This window comes from Paraburkholderia dipogonis, from assembly GCF_042680985.1.
GTDB lineage: Bacteria > Pseudomonadota > Gammaproteobacteria > Burkholderiales > Burkholderiaceae > Paraburkholderia > Paraburkholderia phytofirmans.
Window position 1 is genome coordinate 100,631 of sequence record NZ_JBHUFR010000038.1, and the last position, 17,032, is coordinate 117,662.

General features: G+C 59.5%; 13 protein-coding genes. 8 read left to right on the forward strand and 5 right to left on the reverse strand.

Annotated features, from left to right (window positions below):
• Nucleotides 1-100: 100 nt before the first annotated feature.
• From ACFSNN_RS37975 to ACFSNN_RS37985, 3 genes are all read right to left on the reverse strand, one after another.
• A complete protein-coding gene (locus tag ACFSNN_RS37975) occupies nt 101-1,036 on the reverse strand; it encodes an alpha/beta hydrolase (protein ID WP_134458562.1) in 936 nt (311 codons plus the stop codon).
• Between the two features lie 58 nt (nt 1,037-1,094).
• Nucleotides 1,095-2,012, reverse strand: a complete 918-nt coding sequence (locus ACFSNN_RS37980) for an alpha/beta hydrolase (RefSeq protein ID WP_134458564.1) — start codon at nt 2,010-2,012, stop codon at nt 1,095-1,097.
• A 216-nt stretch (nt 2,013-2,228) separates the two neighbouring features.
• Complete coding sequence (locus ACFSNN_RS37985) at nt 2,229-3,737, reverse strand: aldehyde dehydrogenase (RefSeq protein WP_134458566.1); 1,509 nt, start codon at nt 3,735-3,737, stop codon at nt 2,229-2,231.
• 307 nt (nt 3,738-4,044) lie between these two features.
• Between ACFSNN_RS37985 and ACFSNN_RS37990 the strand changes: the two genes are divergently transcribed.
• Nucleotides 4,045-4,458, forward strand: a complete 414-nt coding sequence (locus tag ACFSNN_RS37990; RefSeq protein ID WP_134458568.1) for a YybH family protein — start codon at nt 4,045-4,047, stop codon at nt 4,456-4,458.
• Nucleotides 4,459-4,533: 75 nt separating this feature from the next.
• Here the strand turns inward: ACFSNN_RS37990 and ACFSNN_RS37995 are convergent, their stop codons facing one another.
• A complete protein-coding gene (locus ACFSNN_RS37995) occupies nt 4,534-5,682 on the reverse strand; it encodes a porin (RefSeq protein WP_134458570.1) in 1,149 nt (382 codons plus the stop codon).
• A gap of 606 nt (nt 5,683-6,288) precedes the next feature.
• Here ACFSNN_RS37995 and ACFSNN_RS38000 point away from each other — a divergent pair.
• From ACFSNN_RS38000 to ACFSNN_RS38030, 7 genes are all read left to right on the forward strand, one after another.
• The gene (locus ACFSNN_RS38000) at nt 6,289-7,935 is read left to right on the forward strand and encodes a DUF1302 family protein (protein WP_377688882.1); all 1,647 of its coding nucleotides are present in this window, start codon (nt 6,289-6,291) and stop codon (nt 7,933-7,935) included.
• Between the two features lie 32 nt (nt 7,936-7,967).
• The gene (locus ACFSNN_RS38005; RefSeq protein ID WP_134458572.1) at nt 7,968-9,236 is read left to right on the forward strand and encodes a DUF1329 domain-containing protein; all 1,269 of its coding nucleotides are present in this window, start codon (nt 7,968-7,970) and stop codon (nt 9,234-9,236) included.
• Between the two features lie 80 nt (nt 9,237-9,316).
• Nucleotides 9,317-10,354 carry a WD40/YVTN/BNR-like repeat-containing protein gene (locus tag ACFSNN_RS38010; RefSeq protein WP_377688881.1) on the forward strand — a complete coding sequence of 346 codons (1,038 nt, stop codon included), beginning with the start codon at nt 9,317-9,319 and terminating at the stop codon, nt 10,352-10,354.
• On the forward strand, nt 10,351-12,756 hold the full coding sequence (locus ACFSNN_RS38015; RefSeq protein WP_134458576.1) for an efflux RND transporter permease subunit: 2,406 nt from the start codon (nt 10,351-10,353) through the stop codon (nt 12,754-12,756). Before ACFSNN_RS38010 ends, ACFSNN_RS38015 begins: the two co-directional genes overlap by 4 nt.
• Before the next feature lie 171 nt (nt 12,757-12,927).
• Entirely contained in the window at nt 12,928-13,290 is a 363-nt protein-coding gene (locus tag ACFSNN_RS38020) for a hypothetical protein (RefSeq protein ID WP_134458578.1), read from the forward strand.
• Nucleotides 13,291-13,346: 56 nt separating this feature from the next.
• Entirely contained in the window at nt 13,347-14,591 is a 1,245-nt protein-coding gene (locus ACFSNN_RS38025; protein ID WP_134458580.1) for an aromatic ring-hydroxylating oxygenase subunit alpha, read from the forward strand.
• 70 nt (nt 14,592-14,661) lie between these two features.
• The gene (locus tag ACFSNN_RS38030; RefSeq protein WP_134458582.1) at nt 14,662-15,633 is read left to right on the forward strand and encodes a PDR/VanB family oxidoreductase; all 972 of its coding nucleotides are present in this window, start codon (nt 14,662-14,664) and stop codon (nt 15,631-15,633) included.
• Between the two features lie 67 nt (nt 15,634-15,700).
• Here ACFSNN_RS38030 and ACFSNN_RS38035 read toward each other — a convergent pair whose 3' ends face one another.
• Nucleotides 15,701-16,618 (reverse strand): alpha/beta fold hydrolase, encoded by a 918-nt coding sequence (locus ACFSNN_RS38035; RefSeq protein WP_134458584.1) that lies wholly within the window; start codon nt 16,616-16,618, stop codon nt 15,701-15,703.
• Nucleotides 16,619-17,032: the final 414 nt, after the last annotated feature.

The following is a 17,032-nucleotide window of genomic DNA, read 5'->3' on the forward strand; positions in this document are numbered from 1 at the left end:
GGTTCTAGCGCAAAGTAGTGGTTTCATGAGCGATTCTTTCGTACGAAAAAAACGGGCGTTTGCCACGCCCGCTGAGTGAATGACGGTGGGGCACCTGGCGTTACAGGGTCTCCTTGAAGAACGGCACGACTTTCGCCATGGCTATTCCTACGGGTTCCGGTTTGTCGTACAAATCGTAGTGCGACCAGCCCTCGGCCACAACGATCTGCTTGTTCTTCGAGGCGGCGCGTCCGTAAATCTCCCAGCCGTCGCGATAGGCGCCAAACCCACCCGGCTTGTCGCCGATGACGACCAGAAGCGGCTGCGTCAACAGCACCTCCGCATTCAGGAAGGCGTCCCAGCCCATCGCGGCGCTGCTGAACGACATCAACTGGCTGGTGGCGCCGTTGGGCTGTTGACCGCGAGCGGTCTTGTAGTATTCGGTGGCTTCGAGCACGTCGATGTCGTCAATGCCGGCCTTCTTTCCCGCTTCCACGGAATCGGGCAACAGGTTGGCCACATGACGTTCGCCGCCTTGGGCTTCTGCGGTACGCATCGCGGCCATGTTTTCGATGAATTCGTGCGGCTTGAAGTTGGCGAAGCCTTCGCGGATCAGTCGACCGTAGTTCACGCCGGTGATCGATACCAGAGCCTTGATACGGTGATCGGTGATACCGGCATGAACGGTGTAGGCGCCGCCACCGCACACGCCGATGGCACCGATGCGGCTGGCATCGACATAAGGCAGAGACTGCAGGTAGTCGATCGCGAAGCGGATATCCGACACGCGAATCGATGGATCCTCGATGAAGCGAGGCGTGCCGCCGCTCGCACCCTGGAAGCTCGCGTCATGTACCAGCACGACAAAACCTTCCTCCGCCAGTCCCTTCGCATAGATGTTGCCCGCCGTTTGCTCCTTGCAGCTACCGATCGGGTGCGTGCTGACAATGGCGGGGTACTTCCTGTTCTGGTCAAAGCCGGGTGGGAAATAGATGTCAGCAGCCGTATCCCAGCCCAGGTTCGGGTAGGTAACGCTCTTGATATTGCTCCTGCTCATTTAATACTCCGATCAGTTCAGATGGTGACTTGGGTGCAGCCCATGATCTCTTGCAGACTCACTTCAACGTGCGCCGGAAAAACGGTGCGAGCACGGACACGGCTTCCTCCACATACTTCGGCACGTCGTATAGCGACATGTGGTTTGCCCCCTCGACGATGTGCATCTGCTTGTCCTGACTGGCTGCGCGGGCCAGCAGGTCGTCGCTCATCCACTTGCTGCCGGCTACGCTGCCTGCCACGGCCAGGATCGGCTGGGTCAGGAATGCTTCGGCCTTGCTATAGGCGTCGTAAGAGATGATCTGGGTCAGGTTGCGGGCCAATGTGAAGCCAGGGGCGTTCGGGTGCTCGCAGCGAGGGGTGTGGTAGTACTCCCACGCTTCGGCCAGCTCGGGATTGGGAGCGTCTTCTTTCTTCAGCGGTGCGAGCGGGATCGTGACAAGGTCGACCTGGCCCGCATCGTGGGTACGCGCCTGGGAACCCGCTGCCAGTAGCCCGACGGCGTCGGCGTCCTTGACGGTGTTTTCCCAGCCGTTGCGAAACATCTGGCCGATGTTCACAGCGCTTACGGTGCCCAGCGCCTTGATGCGGCGGTCGCTGATCGCGGCGTTGGCGCTATAGCCAGCACCTGCACAAATTCCCATCGCACCGATGTTGCCTTGGTCGACATAAGGCAGTGTGGTCAGGTAGTCGATGACTGCACTCACGTCCTCGGTGCTGACGTAGGGATTCTCCAATTGGCGGGGCTCGCCCGCACTCTCGCCCTGATAGGAGCGGTCGAACGCTATGGTGACGAAACCTTGTTCCGCCAGCTTCCTGGCGTACACGCCAGCGGTCTGCTCCTTCACACCGCCGCCCGGGTGGGATACGACGATGGCTGCGTACTTCTTGCCCTGATCGAAGTCAGCAGGGAAGTTGATCACAGCGGCCATGGTGATGCCTTGACCGTTGAGGTTCTTGAAATTGACTTTCTGCATGGGGACCTCCTGGATTGCAGGGAAAGTGGATCGTCGCGTATTACAAGTCGCTCGTTGGCCGGTGTCGCGCGGGACACTCGACGACTCGCGAAGGATCATCGGTTAGCGTGTTGATCAGGTTCAAATATGGTAGGAACTGCTTTGGCAATCGACAAGCTCTGGTGCGCTACTACACATGTAAACTCAGCTTAACAATATCTTGGCCGTCGGACCATTTCAGGTCGCGTACAGGTTCGGAAACTGTCCTGTTGTACTAATCACTGTCGTGCGGTCCTCGAGGTAGGGATCGAGTGCGTCGATACCGTTCTCCCGGCCCCATCCACTCGCCTTGAAGCCGCCGTAAGGCGTCGACCAACGCAGAAATGAATAGGTGTTGACCCATACCATTCCGGCTTCGATACGGCTCGACACGCGGTGAGCGCGTCCGACGTCGCGTGTCCATAGGCCCGCAGTCAGGCCGTACGGCGTATCGTTTGCAATCGCTAGCGCCTCGTCCTCACCGTCGAACGGGATCAGCGAAGCGATAGGCCCGAAGATTTCCTCGCGCGCAATGCGCATCGTGTTATTCACACCTGCGAATACCGTCGGCTCAACGAAGTAGCCCTCTTCGAGCCCGCGCGTCACGATGCGGTGCCCACCGGCCACGAGTTCTGCACCGTCCTGCCGTCCGGCCTCGACATACGAAAGCGTTTTCATCAGTTGCGCTTCGTGCGCCTGCGGACCCATATGATTCGTGTCGTCGAAGGGCATGCCGACGCGCACGCACTTGGCGCGCGCGCGGAAAGCATCGACGACGTGCTCGTAGATCGGCCGCTCCACCAGCACGCGAGAGCCGAGCGCACAGCTTTGGCCGCACAGCCGCCAGGCGGATGCCGTCGCGGCGTTGATCGCATTGTCGATGTCGGCATCGGCGAAGATGATGTGCGGCGCCTTGCCGCCGAGCTCGAACGTGAAGCGCTTCAAGTTGTCGGCTCCGTCGCGCAGCATCTGTTTTGCAGTGCTGCCTTCGCCGGTGAACGAGATTTTGTTGACATCGGGATGCTTGACAAGGTGAGCGCCCGCTGTGCGCCCATAACCGGGCACCACGTTGAACACGCCAGGCGGAATCCCCGCCTTGTGCATAAGTCGCGCAAGCTCGAGTGCGGTGACCGGCGTTTGCTCGGCCGGCTTGACGACGACTGTGCAGCCGGCCGCAAGGGCCGCGCCGATCTTCAGGCAAGTGGCAAGCAGTGGCGCGTTCCACGGCACGACCGCGCCGACGACGCCGACAGGCATGCGAGACGTGAACGCGTGCACGGAATCGTCGATCGGAATCGTACGGCCTTGCGCTTTGTCAGCGAGCGAGGCGAACCACTGATACCACTGGGCCTGCGCGGCAAGGCTGACACGATGTTCCCGAACCAGGCCGCCGTTATCTCGCGACTCGAGCACGGCAAGTTCTGGGATTGCCGCAAGGAACAGATCTGCGAAGCGACGCAGCAGCGTCGCCCGCTCGTGACCTGGCATCCTGCGCCAAGGGCCGTTGAAAGCCTGGCGGGCGGCGGCCACCGCGCGATCAATGTCCTGTGTGCCACCCATTGGCACGATTGCCCACGGCCTGCCGGTTGCGGGATCGATGCTCTCGATGAGTTCGCCGTCGATGGGGGTTAGCCATTCTCCGCCTATATAGAGTTGGTCGTAGCGTTGCAGCGTTGTGCCGCCGGCGGCGGGAATTACTTTCGACATCCGTTGCCCCTCGAAATGTGCTGCTTCATTGGAAAAAAGCCGGTATCACTTTTTGTAAGTCCGTTGGGCGCACGAGGACAATCCCGCCGAACCAATCGTTCCATGCTTTGAAACAGGGGCCGTGCCGCTTTGGTGCGCTGTTGAGTTCACGTCTGACATAAGGAATCTGTTTGCTAGCCTAACAACCGGTAGATCGCGGTATGATGCATATCACTGATTTGTGCGCGAAGGGGCGGTGCCTGGTGTAACCGCAAACTGCCGTGCTACCCGCGCAAGCGCCATTTATCGTAGAGAGGAGAAGACCATCGTGAATGGAACATTCGAAGCCGCCAGTCCGGCTTTAGCGATTGTCCAGGCCGCGTGGAATGCGGGCGCGCGACACTGGAATGCGGACGCGCTGGCAGCCGTCTACACTGCCGATGCGCTTTTCTTTGGCGGAAGACCGGGCCAATCCGTCGGAACCGGTGCGATTCGCGAGTACTTCGCTTCGTATGAGGGTGTGATCGACTCTGCGACGCTGGAGTTGGTGGAACAGCAGATCGTCAGACTCGGAACTCAGTGCTTTCTCGCGCAAGGCTACGGCGAATTCTCATTCACGCTCAGCGGCGGCCGGATGTCGCGATCCCGCTTGCGCACGACTCTCGTGATCGCGTTACAGGATGGCGAGTGGCGCATCCGCCAGCATCATTTTTCGGCGGAGCCGGAATCGCCACCGATCTGAGCGGGACAATTAGCACCTGATGGTCTGATTCGCCCCCGGCGAGGGGGCGGTTCGTCACGCTGCACAGTGCGTCTATCAGAACTTGTGACGCATGCCGAGCCGGACCAGTACTTGGCTCCTGCTTGTCGATGCGTCCGGAGCCGATGAGCCGCCGGCACCATAAGTGTCGGGGGCAATCGATGCTACTGTCGCGTCTCCGGCCGCACGCTGAAACGCACCAAGCAAATAAACGTCGGTGCGTTTGGACAGGAAGTAGTCGCCGATGAGTTCAACCTGATGGTATTTCGGCTTAAGTCCCTTGGAGTCCTGCTTGCCGTCGGTATACGTGTAGTTGCCCGAGAGGTAGGCGAAAGGGGTTATTTGCCAATTGGCAGACATTCCATAGTTGTCGAACTTCAACGAGTCGTTCACCGAAGTATATTTCGAGTGGCTATACAGGAAGCCGAGCTTTACCGCAGCCAGCTGCCAGGTTGCGGCGGCCGCCGCAATGTCTTCACGAATCACGGCAGATGCGAGACCGGCTGCATGCAGCGGCGACGTAGTCGTGACATTAATGTAGTCGCCGGAGATCGCACCGGTTGTATTGGCGTTCGGGGCATTCAGATGCAGGTAGCCGGCGCCCAGTGACACCTGACCTTGCGTATAGCTCGCACCGGCGCTCCACAGACGGTTGGTGGCAAAGCCGGAGCCCGTGTCTGTAGAACTGGTGTTGCTGAACGCATACATGCCGCCGAACTTGAACCCGCCATAGTTGGCGCTGGTGAACTTGACGGAGTTGTTGACTCGGAAAGAGTTGTCGAGGTTGTCGTTGTCGAACGGATGAGCGAGGCCCGTGTACACAATGCCGCTGAGCGGTTGAACGTAGTCGACGACGGAATCGTATTGGCGTCCCATTGTGATCGCGCCGTACCTGTCGTTGGTGACGCCCACCCACGCTTGGCGTCCGAACAAACGGCCACCCTGGGCCAGTGCGCCACCGCCGGTGAACCCATTCTCCAACTGGAAGATTGCCTTCGTTCCTCCGCCGAGATCCTCGGCGCCCTTCAATCCGAAACGATTGCCCTGAAGTAAACCCAATGTCATCGTCCAGTTGGACTTTCCATTGTCGTTGTTGATGTAGTTCACGCCAGCGTCGACGAGGCCATATAACGTCACACTGCTTTGCGCATAAGCCGCGCCGGCAAATGTGCCAAGGATTGCTACCGACAAAAGATGCTTCTTCACTGACACGTCTCCTCAAACAATGGTTGATAGAACCTTTGACGAAATTAAAGCTTCTCGTTTTATTTTGAAAACTGGGTGGTGAGATTCCAGTTGGCTGTTGGTGGTGGTGCCGGATGCGACCGACACCGACTTCGATCTTCCGCAATTCAGTCCATTCACCATACGAACGTTAGATAGTGTGAGAGACAAATCTGCCTCAAACCATGAGTGTTAGCACCTAGCCCGTACGCGTCGTATTCCGCGAAAGGATGCTGAATGTCAACGTACGGAACGAAGCGAAAGATCAATTGACGCGGTGTTTTTTTAACGCCTCTAATGCCTACCCAGAACGACACTAAGAACTACGGAGGCGCGCCCATCTTCTGACATCCATCAATCATCGGGGTTGAGCTTTGCCTTGACGCTGAGCGTGGCCGTTTAGCTACGCTGCGACAAGACGCATATCGGAAGTCGTGCAGTCGAGAACAAAGTTTGCAAGGGACGCGGACAGAGATCCGCCCTTGGAGCGACGGATTCCAACCGGCGAAGCGGGCAACAAGAATTTAGCGGGCGGTCCGAATCAAACAGTTCGTATAACTATTTAAATTTCAAGAGGAGACGTCGACCATGAGAGAGCTTGAAAAGCTAAAGAAGAAGACACTATCCCGTCGCGCGAAGCATCGCATGTTTTCTTTAGCCACGATTCCTGCTTTGATGATTTCGCTTGATTACTCGCTGGCGGCGCAGGCTGCCGATCAGGTGCAGGCGGCGGATCAGGAGCAAACCCGGCAACAGTCCCAACCGGATAGCCAGCCCCCGTCCGCATGGAACGCATTGACAGGCCTTGGAGGCCTGAAGGACAACCTGACGCTCGGTGGTTTTGTGCGTACCTGGGCTTCGATGAACCTTCAGAACCACCCTGAGGTGGCGAATGGCGGAGCGGGTGAACTGCAGATGTTGCGCAGTTCGCTCGAGCTCGATGCCGGCCTGAAGACCGGTCCTTTCAAGTGGACGGCAATCGGCCGACTCGACCGGGAAATTCTCACACCCTACGAAAAGAGCCTGCAGGACATGGTTCGTCAGAATACGCCGGGGGGGCCGGGCAGCAGCATGCTGCAGCAGTATGACCAGAACGAGTTGCGCGAATTCTATGTCGACACGGACGTCGGCGATCGTGTGCATCTGAGGCTCGGCAAGCAGCAGATCGTCTGGGGCGAGACAGATTTCTTCCATCCTACTGACCTGATTCAAGGCTATGACTATCGCTGGCGGTCATTCCTCGAGCCGGAAAGTGACGAACTCAGAAAGCCGTTAATTATGGCCAATGCGACAGTCAGCGTTCCGGAACTGAACGGCGACTTGCAGATGGTCGTACGGCCGGGCCTCGACCGCAAGCGGGATATCGGCAACAACTATGACCTGTATGGCGGGCGCTGGATTCCGCAGCCGTTCAAGGGCGTCGATTTTCTCTCACTGACCAACTACGACTACGATCATCCGTACGGCAAGACCAGTTCGGTGACTGGCGGCACCCGCTGGACCGGATTCGCGGGCCCGGTGAACTACGCGATGTCGTACCTGCGCACGTTCGCGCCCGATCCGGTGCTCAACCCGTCTGCCAACCCGATCGGCAAGACGCCGAGCGGTTTGCTCGGTGACTGGTTCTTCCCGACGATCAACGTGTTCGATGCAAGCGTGAGTGGTGAAATTCCGGTCACGGGCACGGTGGCGAACCTTGAAATTGCGTATCAGCCGAACCGCTACTTCAACACCGGCACGAATCTGCCGATCAACCAGCAGGGGACGGGTCCGGTCGTTCGCAAGGATGTGATCACGACGACAATCCGCCTCGACCAGAAGCTGAGCCTCGAGCGGCTGCTCGGGACGAATGCGCCTTCGCTGTTCTCGCTGCAATTGTTCGATACGTGGATCCAGAACTTCAAGTCGAGTGACGACATTGTTGCTCAGGTCGGTTGGAGCGCGCCGGCGAAGCGGCACGACACGCTCATGACGGCGTTCTTGACGCTCAACTATATGAACAGCCGTCTGAATCCCGGCATCGCCGGTGGCGTCGACCTCAGCACGGGCGACGGGTTCGTGATTCCCAGCATTGGCTATCAGATCGGCAATCACTGGCGTCTCCTCGCCGAGGCGGATCTGTTCTTCGCACGTCATTCGCGTAGCGCAATTCCTCAGCCTGGCCAGAGCACTTACGGTCTTGCCGGATTTGCCAACAACGATCAACTGATGCTTCGCGCAACTTACCAGTTCTAAGTGTCGTAACCCCCAAAGATCGGAGACGAAACATGCAGCAATCCTTCAAAGGGCGTATTACTTACTGCCTCGCGGCGCTCCTCGCCACATCGATAATGACGGCGACCGCATCGGCGGTGGCGGCCGAGTTGCCGTCCGGCACGGTCGTCAGCAAGGCTAATCTGGATCAGGTTAAGAACGACACGTTCATGGGCCACACGATCGCCAGTCTGCTCACAGATCGAGAAGTCACCGAGATTAACAACTTCAATCGCAAGTTCCAGCTCGTGAAATCTGCGGAGCCGGTTGTCGACTCCAAGTGGAGCGAGGCGACTGAGAAGGATTCGGGTGATGTCAAGTATGACCCGAAGACGCGCGAGATTACGGGCTACAAGGCTGGGTTGCCGTTCCCGACGATCAATCAAAGCGATCCTGACGCCGGCGAGAAGATCATGTGGAACTACTACTACGGTTCCCCGTCGTACCCGCATGACTTTTTCTCCAACGTCTCGTTCCTGACGTTCAACTCGAGCGGTTTCGAATCGTCCCAGGGCTGGGTGTTCGACCGGACCCGCAATCGGGGCCGGTTGGGCGGATCGACATCGGCCGACGGCGGGGACTGGCTTTCCAAGACGATCTTCGTTGGCGTGTCGCCCCAGGACATCAAGGGCACCGGGACATTTACAACCCGCTATGACGTTGCGGGCAAACTCGAGGATCAGTTCGTCTACATCAAGTCCGCACGACGCGTGCGTCGGCTGTCGGGTAACGCATGGATGGACCCTGTCGGTGGCTTCGACTTCCTCGACGACGACCTCTTCGTGTACAACTCGCGCCCGTCGCAGTATCTGAGCAACAAGGTGATCGGCAAGCGCTGGATCCTTGCCGGCGTCGACACCAAGCTGCACCGCGACTCGTCGAAGAGCGGTTCGGCGGAAGAGTGGCCGGTGATCGATTCCAAAGACGCGCCGTACTGGAACGCCATCGTTCCAATGACCCCGCGTGAAGTCTGGGTGGTCGAGTGCACGCCGCCGAGCGAACACCCGTACGGCAAGAAGATCGTGTATGTCGACACGAAGCTGTATGGCATTTACCGCGGTGAAATTACCGACAAGAAGGGCGAGCCATGGCGTGCCATCGACTTCTACTACGGGCCGCTGACGGGAAACAGGACGGGCATCAAGTACATCTCGGCATTGCTCGGCACGTACGTCGATTTCAAGGCTCATCACGCGACATTCTTCGCGACGCCTGACGCGGTGGTGGATCGTGAACGCAGCGTCGGCGATTACTCGCCGAACGCGTTGGAGTCCTATCAGTAAGGTCCGGACTCTAAATAACTGTTGATATCGACGGGTGAAATATGCAATTGCGACGCCTTTCCAGCTTCGTGAGTTCGGCCATGCCGTTGCTCATTATTGGGGGACTGCTTTATGCGGGATTCTTCATCAAGCCCGAACCCAAAGGCGACGCCGTGCCACGGCCTGCCTTCGAGCGCGGCGACCGGCTGTATGGGGCCGCAGTCCAACCCGGCGGCAAGATTTTGCTCGTGGGTAGTGACGGAAAAATCCTGACCAGCACAGATGCTGCCCGTTCCTGGCAATACGCCGCCGTTCCGGTGAGCGTGGCGTTTCAGGACGTGGCGGCATGGGATGACAAACGCTCCGTCGCGGTGGGTAACGGGGGCGTCGTGCTGATTACGGAAGACGGCGGCAAATCCTGGAAGGCGGTGGACGCACCGAAATCCAGGATCGCCAACAAGCTGATGCGGGTCAGGACCGAACCTGGCGGCCACGCGGTGGCCGTCGGCGAAGGCGGCGCCATTCTGATGTCGACCGATTACGGCCGGCATTGGGCGTCAGTCCGGCCGGAGGAAGACATCGCGTGGAATGACGTGTACCTGAAGGACGGGCGCGGCTGGATCGTCGGCGAGCGAGGGCGCATCCTGACCTCGGCCGATAACGGCCAGTCCTGGCATGAGGTGACAGGGCCGGTCAAAAGCAGCCTGATGGCGGTGTCGTTCAAGGACGCGAACGATGGTGTCGCGGTCGGTCTCAACGACGTGATTCTCGTATCCCACGACGGCGGCGCGAGTTGGGCCCAGATGCCCTTCGCCTCGCCGGACGACGTCGCCTACAACGGCACCGCGCAAGGCGGCGCAACGACGCTCTATGAGCAGGGGAGAACGGAGCACCTGCTTTGTGTGGCGTGGGACGGCAAACGATGGATCGCGGCCGGGACCAAGGGCGTCTTCGCCGTCGGCGATGCCGGTGCCGGGCATTGGACCGGTACGCGGATCTCACCCGACGACCGGCATTGGTACACATCGATCGTACCTGAGCACGGCCAGTACCTTCTGTCCGGCAGCCACTTCGTCAGCTTGCCGATGACGGACTTGACTCTGACAGGGAACACGAAAAAAGCAGGAGAGCAGGTATGAAGAGCGCGACTTTTTCGAAGCTCGAGAGATTCGTTGAGTTCTGTATTCGAAACCGGGTAGCAGTGACGGCCATCTATGTCGTGCTGACGGCTGTGATGACGTTCTTTGCGTCGCACATCGAGATCAAGACGGTTTTCGATGATTTGCTGCCGCGCTCGCATCCGTACGTGCAGGTACACGAGCGCTTCAAGGAGCAATTCGGCGGCTCGAATGTGGTAAGCATCATGGTGCGGGCCGACAAGGGCGACATCTTCCAGAAGAGCGTGCTCGACAAGGTCAAGAAGGTCACGACGGATCTTGCCCTGGTGCACGGCGTGAACCCTATGCAAATCATCTCGATCGCGTCGCCGAAGCTCAAGGAAATTCGCGCGTCGACCGATGCGATTGAATCGAAGCCCGTGATGTTCCCAAACGTCCCGCAGACGGCGGAACAGATGAGTGAATTGAAGACGTCGATCCTGAATAACCCGCTCGTCTACGGCACGTATGTGTCACCGGACCTGAAGGCGGCGTTGATCACGGTCGATTTCTACGAAAGCGAACTCGACTATCAGAAGATCTACGATCAGATCTACAAGCTCACGCAGTCGGTACAAGGTGATGGCGTGACGGTCAACGTGGTCGGTGAGCCCATGCTGTTTGGCTGGGTGACGCACTATGTGCCGGAAACGCTGAAAATCTTCATGCTGACGATCATGTTTCTCGCGGCGCTGCTGTTCGTCATCATGCGCACATGGCGCGGTACGCTGCTGCCGTTGCTCGCCGGTACGACGAGCGCGATCTGGTCGCTCGGCGTGGCGAAGCTGTTCGGCTTCAACTTCGATCCGCTCGTGATCGTGATCGCCTTCCTGATCACCGCGCGTTCAATTTCGCACTCGGTGCAACTGGTGTCGCGATTCGGCGACGAGGTCGAAGGCGGTGTCGATTCGAGCCGTGCGGCCGCGCATTCGGCGATGCTGCAACTCTTCAAGCCGGGCATGCTTGGGGTGATCGCCGATGCGGGTTGTATGGTCGTCGTCGTGCTCACGCCGATTCCGTTGATGCAGAAGGTTGCGATCGTCGGCACGATCTGGGTGCTCACGATTGCGCTCACCGCCTGTGTGATGACACCGATCCTGCTGTCCTGGGTCCGCAAGCCGCGGGGTCATGCACATCCGTTCGACGTGCTGCCGTTGTTCGATCGCGTACTCGATCTGTGCGTGAGGGTCGCGACGTCACGCATCCGTTACGTGATCCTTGGCCTCACGGCGGTCGTGTTTGTCGTGTCAGGTGTGTATGCGCTCAATCTGCATATCGGCGATGCCGACGCCGGTTCGCCGATCCTCTGGCAGAACTCGCGATACAACGTCGATTCAGCCGCGATCAACCGGCAGTTCCAGGGTACCGATCGCATGTACGCGGTGTTCGAGGGAAGCCGGCCGGATGCGGTCAAGGAGCCGGCGGTACTGAGTAGCATGGAAGCCATGCAGCGTTACATGGGCGCGCAACCGGAGATAGGCGGCAGCCTGTCGATTGCAGACGTGCTCCCGGCCGTCAAGCAGATCCTGCATGAAGACAATCCGCGCTATCACGAACTGGGCAAGACCCGGAACGAGAACGGCGAGCTGATCTATATGTGGGGCCCCGATGCGGGCGAAGCGGGCCGCTATATGGATCCGCAAGTGAGAAACGGTTCGGTCACGTTCTACTTCAAGGACCATCGTGGTGACACCATCCGCACGGCGATGGCGCGGCTGAAGGAATTCATCGCCAACAATCCGGTGGAGCATGGCAAGTATCTGCTGGCCGGCGGCTTGATCGGGGTGACGGCTGCGGTGAACGAGGTGATCCTCTCAGGGCAGGTCGAAAGCGTCGCACTCGCGCTGCTCTGGCTCGTGATCTGCTGCGCGGTCGCTTATCGCACCGCGCGTGCCGGCATCTTCTTCATGATCCCGGTGATGCTGTCGAACACGATCACTTTCAGCTTCATGGCGTGGAAGGGTATCGGTATGACACTGAGCACGCTCCCCGTCGCGGCGCTCGGCATCGGTCTGGGTGTCGACTACACATTCTATGTGGTCGACGGGATTCGCGAAGAACTGCACAAGCACAACGACTTGAAGAAGGCGATCGAGCAGTCGATTCGCACGGCCGGCAAGGGCGTGCTGATCACCGCGCTGACGCTGACGGTCGCGGTTGGGTTGTGGTCGCTGTCGACGCTGCGCTTCCAGGCTGAGATGAGTCTGCTGATGGGCATCTGGCTGTTCGTGTCGGCATTTAGCGCGCTGTTCATCATGCCGGCGCTGGTCTATGTGTTCCGGCCGGAGTTCGTCGTGGGAAAAGGATCGGCGAGGCTTGATCAGCGCAGCGCCGAGACCCGGGAAGACGATGCGCTTTGCTGCAGCAAGCCGGGCCGCGTTTAGATGACACGAGCGGCGCCGTTCCGAACGCGTTGAACCGTGCCCCGGAGAAGCACGGCATGTCTTGCCGTGTGACTTATCCGGGAGCCGGGGCATGCCATTAAAACAATCTGCTGTCTGTCGCTGTCCGTTCAATACGGGCGGCCCGGTAATCCGTCAATCTGGAGGAGCACAATGACTAGGGATAGGACATGCGATTCGCGTCGCCTGCCGGAAGGCTTTGAGGATATCGAACAATTCGTGGATCACTGGAGTACCGCAACGTCGCACGAAAGATGGTGTCTTCGCGCGCAGACACCTTATCCGGAGATCGTGCGCTTCTATGACGCGATGTTCGCACGCGCAGAAGAAGCGACCGTCTACCTGGAGCGCTTCCCGCTGAATGATATGCCGGAGCCGACCGCGAATCTGTTGCGCCTGCTGCTGGCTATGTGTCACGCCTCTGTGGCGGTCGAGATGCATCAGTCGTCGAGTATCCGACACGCTCCATCGGCTCATGCCTTGCAGATTGTGACGGGTTTCCAGCCGCACGGCTGAGCTTCATCGCATAGACCACGATCGCTTCCGAATCTCATTCATTGTCAGGAGTTGGCATGAATCACCCCTTCGATTCCAAACCCAGCTTGGCAGAGTCGGTCGGTTTGTCCACCGCTCCGATGCCAACGCGTCTCTATACCGATCCGACGCACTACGAGGTCGAACGCGAACGGATTTTTCGCCGTGCGTGGCTCATGGTGGGGCGCGTCGAGCGGATTCCCAAAGCTGGGGATTTCTTCGTCAAGGACATTGCCGTTTTGAAGTCGTCGATTATTGTGGCGCGATCGGACGACGGCAAGATCCGGGCGTTTCACAACGTCTGCGCTCACCGCGCCAACATCGTCGAGCATCGCCCGAATGGCAATGCGAAGCGCTTCGTCTGCCGCTATCACAGCTGGGGATACAGCAACGCGGGCGAATTGGCGCATGTGCCGGACGAGGCTGGATTCTTCAACCTGGACAAAAAGAAATGCGGGTTGACGCCGGTCGCGGTGGACGTCTGGGAGGGATGGATCTTCATCAATATGCAGACCGCTCCGGAGGTCAGTTTGCAAGCATTCCTGGGCCCGATGGCGGACGCATTAGCCAATATCGATTACCCGGATCCGGATCATCCAATTGTGCTGCGCGGCGAGTTCAATGCGAACTGGAAGACCGTTGCCGAGAACTTCAGCGAGGCTTACCACATCGCATCGATTCATCCGAAGACGTTGGGGACGATCTACACGGGACGAGACAATCCGTTCAGCAGGCCAATCAGCGCCAATCTGTACGGCCCGCACCGCTCTCTTTCTCTCTGGCTCAATCAGAGCAATCCGCCATCCGACAAGGCAAAGGTCATGCGCTGGCTGTTCTCGTCTGGTCAGACGATTACAGGCACCCGCAAGGAAGGCCAGACGAACTCGATCGTCGAGCATAAGGCGGTGAATCCGACGAAACACGAGAACTGGTCGAGCGATGTCAACTGGTTCTTTCCCAACTGGCATCTGCAGATTTCCGCGAACCAGTTCTGGACTCACGAATTCTGGCCGACGTCGGCGAATACGACAGTGTGGGAAGCGCGCTTCTACAAACCAAAGTCGACGACCGTGCGCGAGCGTCTTCAACTTGAGCATTTCACCTCGCATATGACCGATACGATGCTCGAGGACCTGGGGAACATCGAAAGCATGCAGGCCGGAATGGAGTCGGGCGCCAAATCATTTGTCGTGTTCAACGAGACCGAGATTTTGTGCCGTCACGGGCTCGAACAGGTCGTCAAGTGGACGGCCGCCGCGACGGCCAAGGAGGCGCTCGATTAGCCGGAACGGTAGCGGATGGCGATATTTGTACCGGTGGGGCCGGCAGGTCCCCGCCGATGGAGGAGAAGACGTGACAAGTGTATTGGGCGGATTGAAGGTTCGCGTGGCCGCGAAACATGTCGAAGCGGTCGGCATCTGTAGTTTCGAACTGGTGGAGGCGGGCGGGAACGCTCTTCCGGCGTTTTCAGCCGGCTCGCACATCGACGTGGCCGTGCCGGGAGGATTGACGCGTCAGTACTCGCTGTGCAACGCGCCCAACGAGAGCCATCGCTACCAGATTTCTGTGCTGCGTGATCCGAGTTCGCGAGGCGGCTCTGCAGGCATGCACGACCGCGTGAGCGTTGGCGACGAGCTGATCATCAGTGCTCCGAAAAATCACTTTGCGCTTGCTCATGGCGCCCGGCACAGCGTTCTGCTGGCGGGTGGCATCGGTGTCACGCCGATACTTTGCATGGCGGAGCGGCTCTCGATGATCGGCGCGTCGTTCGAGATGCATTACTGCACCAGATCGCGGGAGCATACGGCGTTTCTCGAACGTATTGCCGGCGCGTGCTATGCGTCCCATGTGCAGTTCCACTTCGACGACGGAGCGGTGGACCAGAAACTCGATATGGCGGCGTGCCTCGCGAAACCGGAGAGCGGAACGCATTTGTATGTTTGCGGACCGAAGGGTTTCATGGAATCAGTGCTGCATGCGGCGCGTGCGGCCGGCTGGCCGGAGGCGCAACTGCACTATGAGTTCTTTGCCGCCGAAGCGCGTTCGCCGGCCGACGACGCACGTTTCGAGGTGGAGATAGCGAGTACCGGGCAAGTCGTTGTCGTGGAGAAAGACGAGACGGTCGTACAGGCACTCGCGAAAGTGGGCGTGGAGATACAGATCTCCTGCGAACAAGGTGTGTGCGGTACGTGCCTCACGCGCGTACTCGAAGGCGAGCCCGACCATTTCGATGTCTACCTGAGCGCGGAGGAGCGCGCCGCGAACGACCAGTTCCTGCCGTGCTGCTCGCGTGGCAAGTCGTCGCGGCTGGTACTTGATTTATAGGCGGTGCGTGTTACTGCGCTGTCGTGGGTCGTGGTGGCATAACGCGCATTTGGAACGCGGACGGCGTCTATGCACTGATGCCTATCGGGCCCATGGGATGGCACATGGGCCCGGCAACCGGCACCTTGCGCGCGAGGAACTCAATGGCCGCGCGCCCGAACACGTCATTTCGGTCGCCGGCTACCATATGGCCAGCCTGGGCGACATTCACGTATTCCGAGTGCGGGCAGAGTTCGAGGAACTCCTGAACGCCAGCCTCACTGACGACGTCGGAGGTCCCGCCGCGCACCAGTAGCGTCGGCAGATTCAGATGGCTCGCGCACGCTGCGAGTCTTGGGTGACGCGTGTGCGGCTCGACCTGACTGGCGAGGAACCTGGGGTCCCAGTGCCACCGGTAGCGTCCATCGCCGCCGAGCCGGACATTTTTGGCGAGACCGTCCAGATTGCGCGTGCGCACTTGTGCCGGGCGGTACCGGCTGATCGCGTCAGCGACTTCCTCAAGCGAGCCGAATCCGTGTGGGCTTTGCTGCATGAAGGTGCGGATTCTTGCAACGCCCGAGGGTTCGGTGTACGGCACGATATCGACGAGGATCAACGCGCTAGCATCGAGCCGGCGTTCGCCAATCGCCACAAGGCTGGTTGCTCCGCCTAGCGATGCGCCGATGAGCACGGGCCGTCGTGTGCCTAGTGCCGCGACTACGCACCCCAAGTCCCGGACCAACGCGTCCTGGCTGTAGTCGCCATCAGAGCACCAGTCCGAATCTCCATGTCCGCGGGCATCGTAAGCAACGGCAAAATAGCCGGCTTCGCCAAGCGATGCCCCCGTCGCACCCCATGCGTGGCGAGTCTGACCGCCACCATGCAGCAGGACGACTAGGGGGGCGTCGGGATGGCCCCAGGCATCGCCGGCGAGGCGGATGCCATCCGAACCTTCCCACATGTGCATCGGCTCCGGGGTGCCCGGCAGGCGGCGTTCTGTGTTCATCGTGATTCTCATGGTTGTGTCGGGGCTGGCGTGCCATTGCCTTGCCGAGAGACTGTCCGACGGCTGGGCTGGCAGTTTTGTGGGTCGTGCCCAAGGACGGGCAGCGCTCGTTCCGAGTGACATCACAGAACTTCGCGTCTGGCGCTTGTCGTGTCAACGGCCGAGGTCGCGGTGTTCCGTACAGTGATCGGGTGATGGCGGCGCTTCATCGAGCGTAGCGCCTCGTACCGGCGCATGACCGCTACGGGCCGCGCGGACTGTCTCTTCGGCTGGACACGTCCGGCGCGCTCAGGTAGTGTCTGCGCGCACAATAATGGTCGTCTGAAACGGTGTACAGGCGGCGGAACGGTCGTCCTTCACTGACGATAGCGTTGGCCGTACCGCAACCGGTCTTCTTCGGACCCGCCGGCAACT

Excerpts from the sequence above, each read along its gene's own strand:
- ACFSNN_RS37975 (WP_134458562.1), bottom strand. The coding sequence starts at position 1,036 with ATGAGCAGGAGCAATATCAAGAGCGTTACCTACCCGAACCTGGGCTGG.
- ACFSNN_RS37980 (WP_134458564.1), bottom strand. The coding sequence starts at position 2,012 with ATGCAGAAAGTCAATTTCAAGAACCTCAACGGTCAAGGCATCACCATG.
- ACFSNN_RS37985 (WP_134458566.1), bottom strand. The coding sequence starts at position 3,737 with ATGTCGAAAGTAATTCCCGCCGCCGGCGGCACAACGCTGCAACGCTAC.
- ACFSNN_RS38000 (WP_377688882.1), top strand. The coding sequence starts at position 6,289 with ATGAGAGAGCTTGAAAAGCTAAAGAAGAAGACACTATCCCGTCGCGCG.
- ACFSNN_RS38005 (WP_134458572.1), top strand. The coding sequence starts at position 7,968 with ATGCAGCAATCCTTCAAAGGGCGTATTACTTACTGCCTCGCGGCGCTC.
- ACFSNN_RS38010 (WP_377688881.1), top strand. The coding sequence starts at position 9,317 with ATGCCGTTGCTCATTATTGGGGGACTGCTTTATGCGGGATTCTTCATC.
- ACFSNN_RS38015 (WP_134458576.1), top strand. The coding sequence starts at position 10,351 with ATGAAGAGCGCGACTTTTTCGAAGCTCGAGAGATTCGTTGAGTTCTGT.
- ACFSNN_RS38020 (WP_134458578.1), top strand. The coding sequence starts at position 12,928 with ATGACTAGGGATAGGACATGCGATTCGCGTCGCCTGCCGGAAGGCTTT.
- ACFSNN_RS38025 (WP_134458580.1), top strand. The coding sequence starts at position 13,347 with ATGAATCACCCCTTCGATTCCAAACCCAGCTTGGCAGAGTCGGTCGGT.
- ACFSNN_RS38035 (WP_134458584.1), bottom strand. The coding sequence starts at position 16,618 with ATGAACACAGAACGCCGCCTGCCGGGCACCCCGGAGCCGATGCACATG.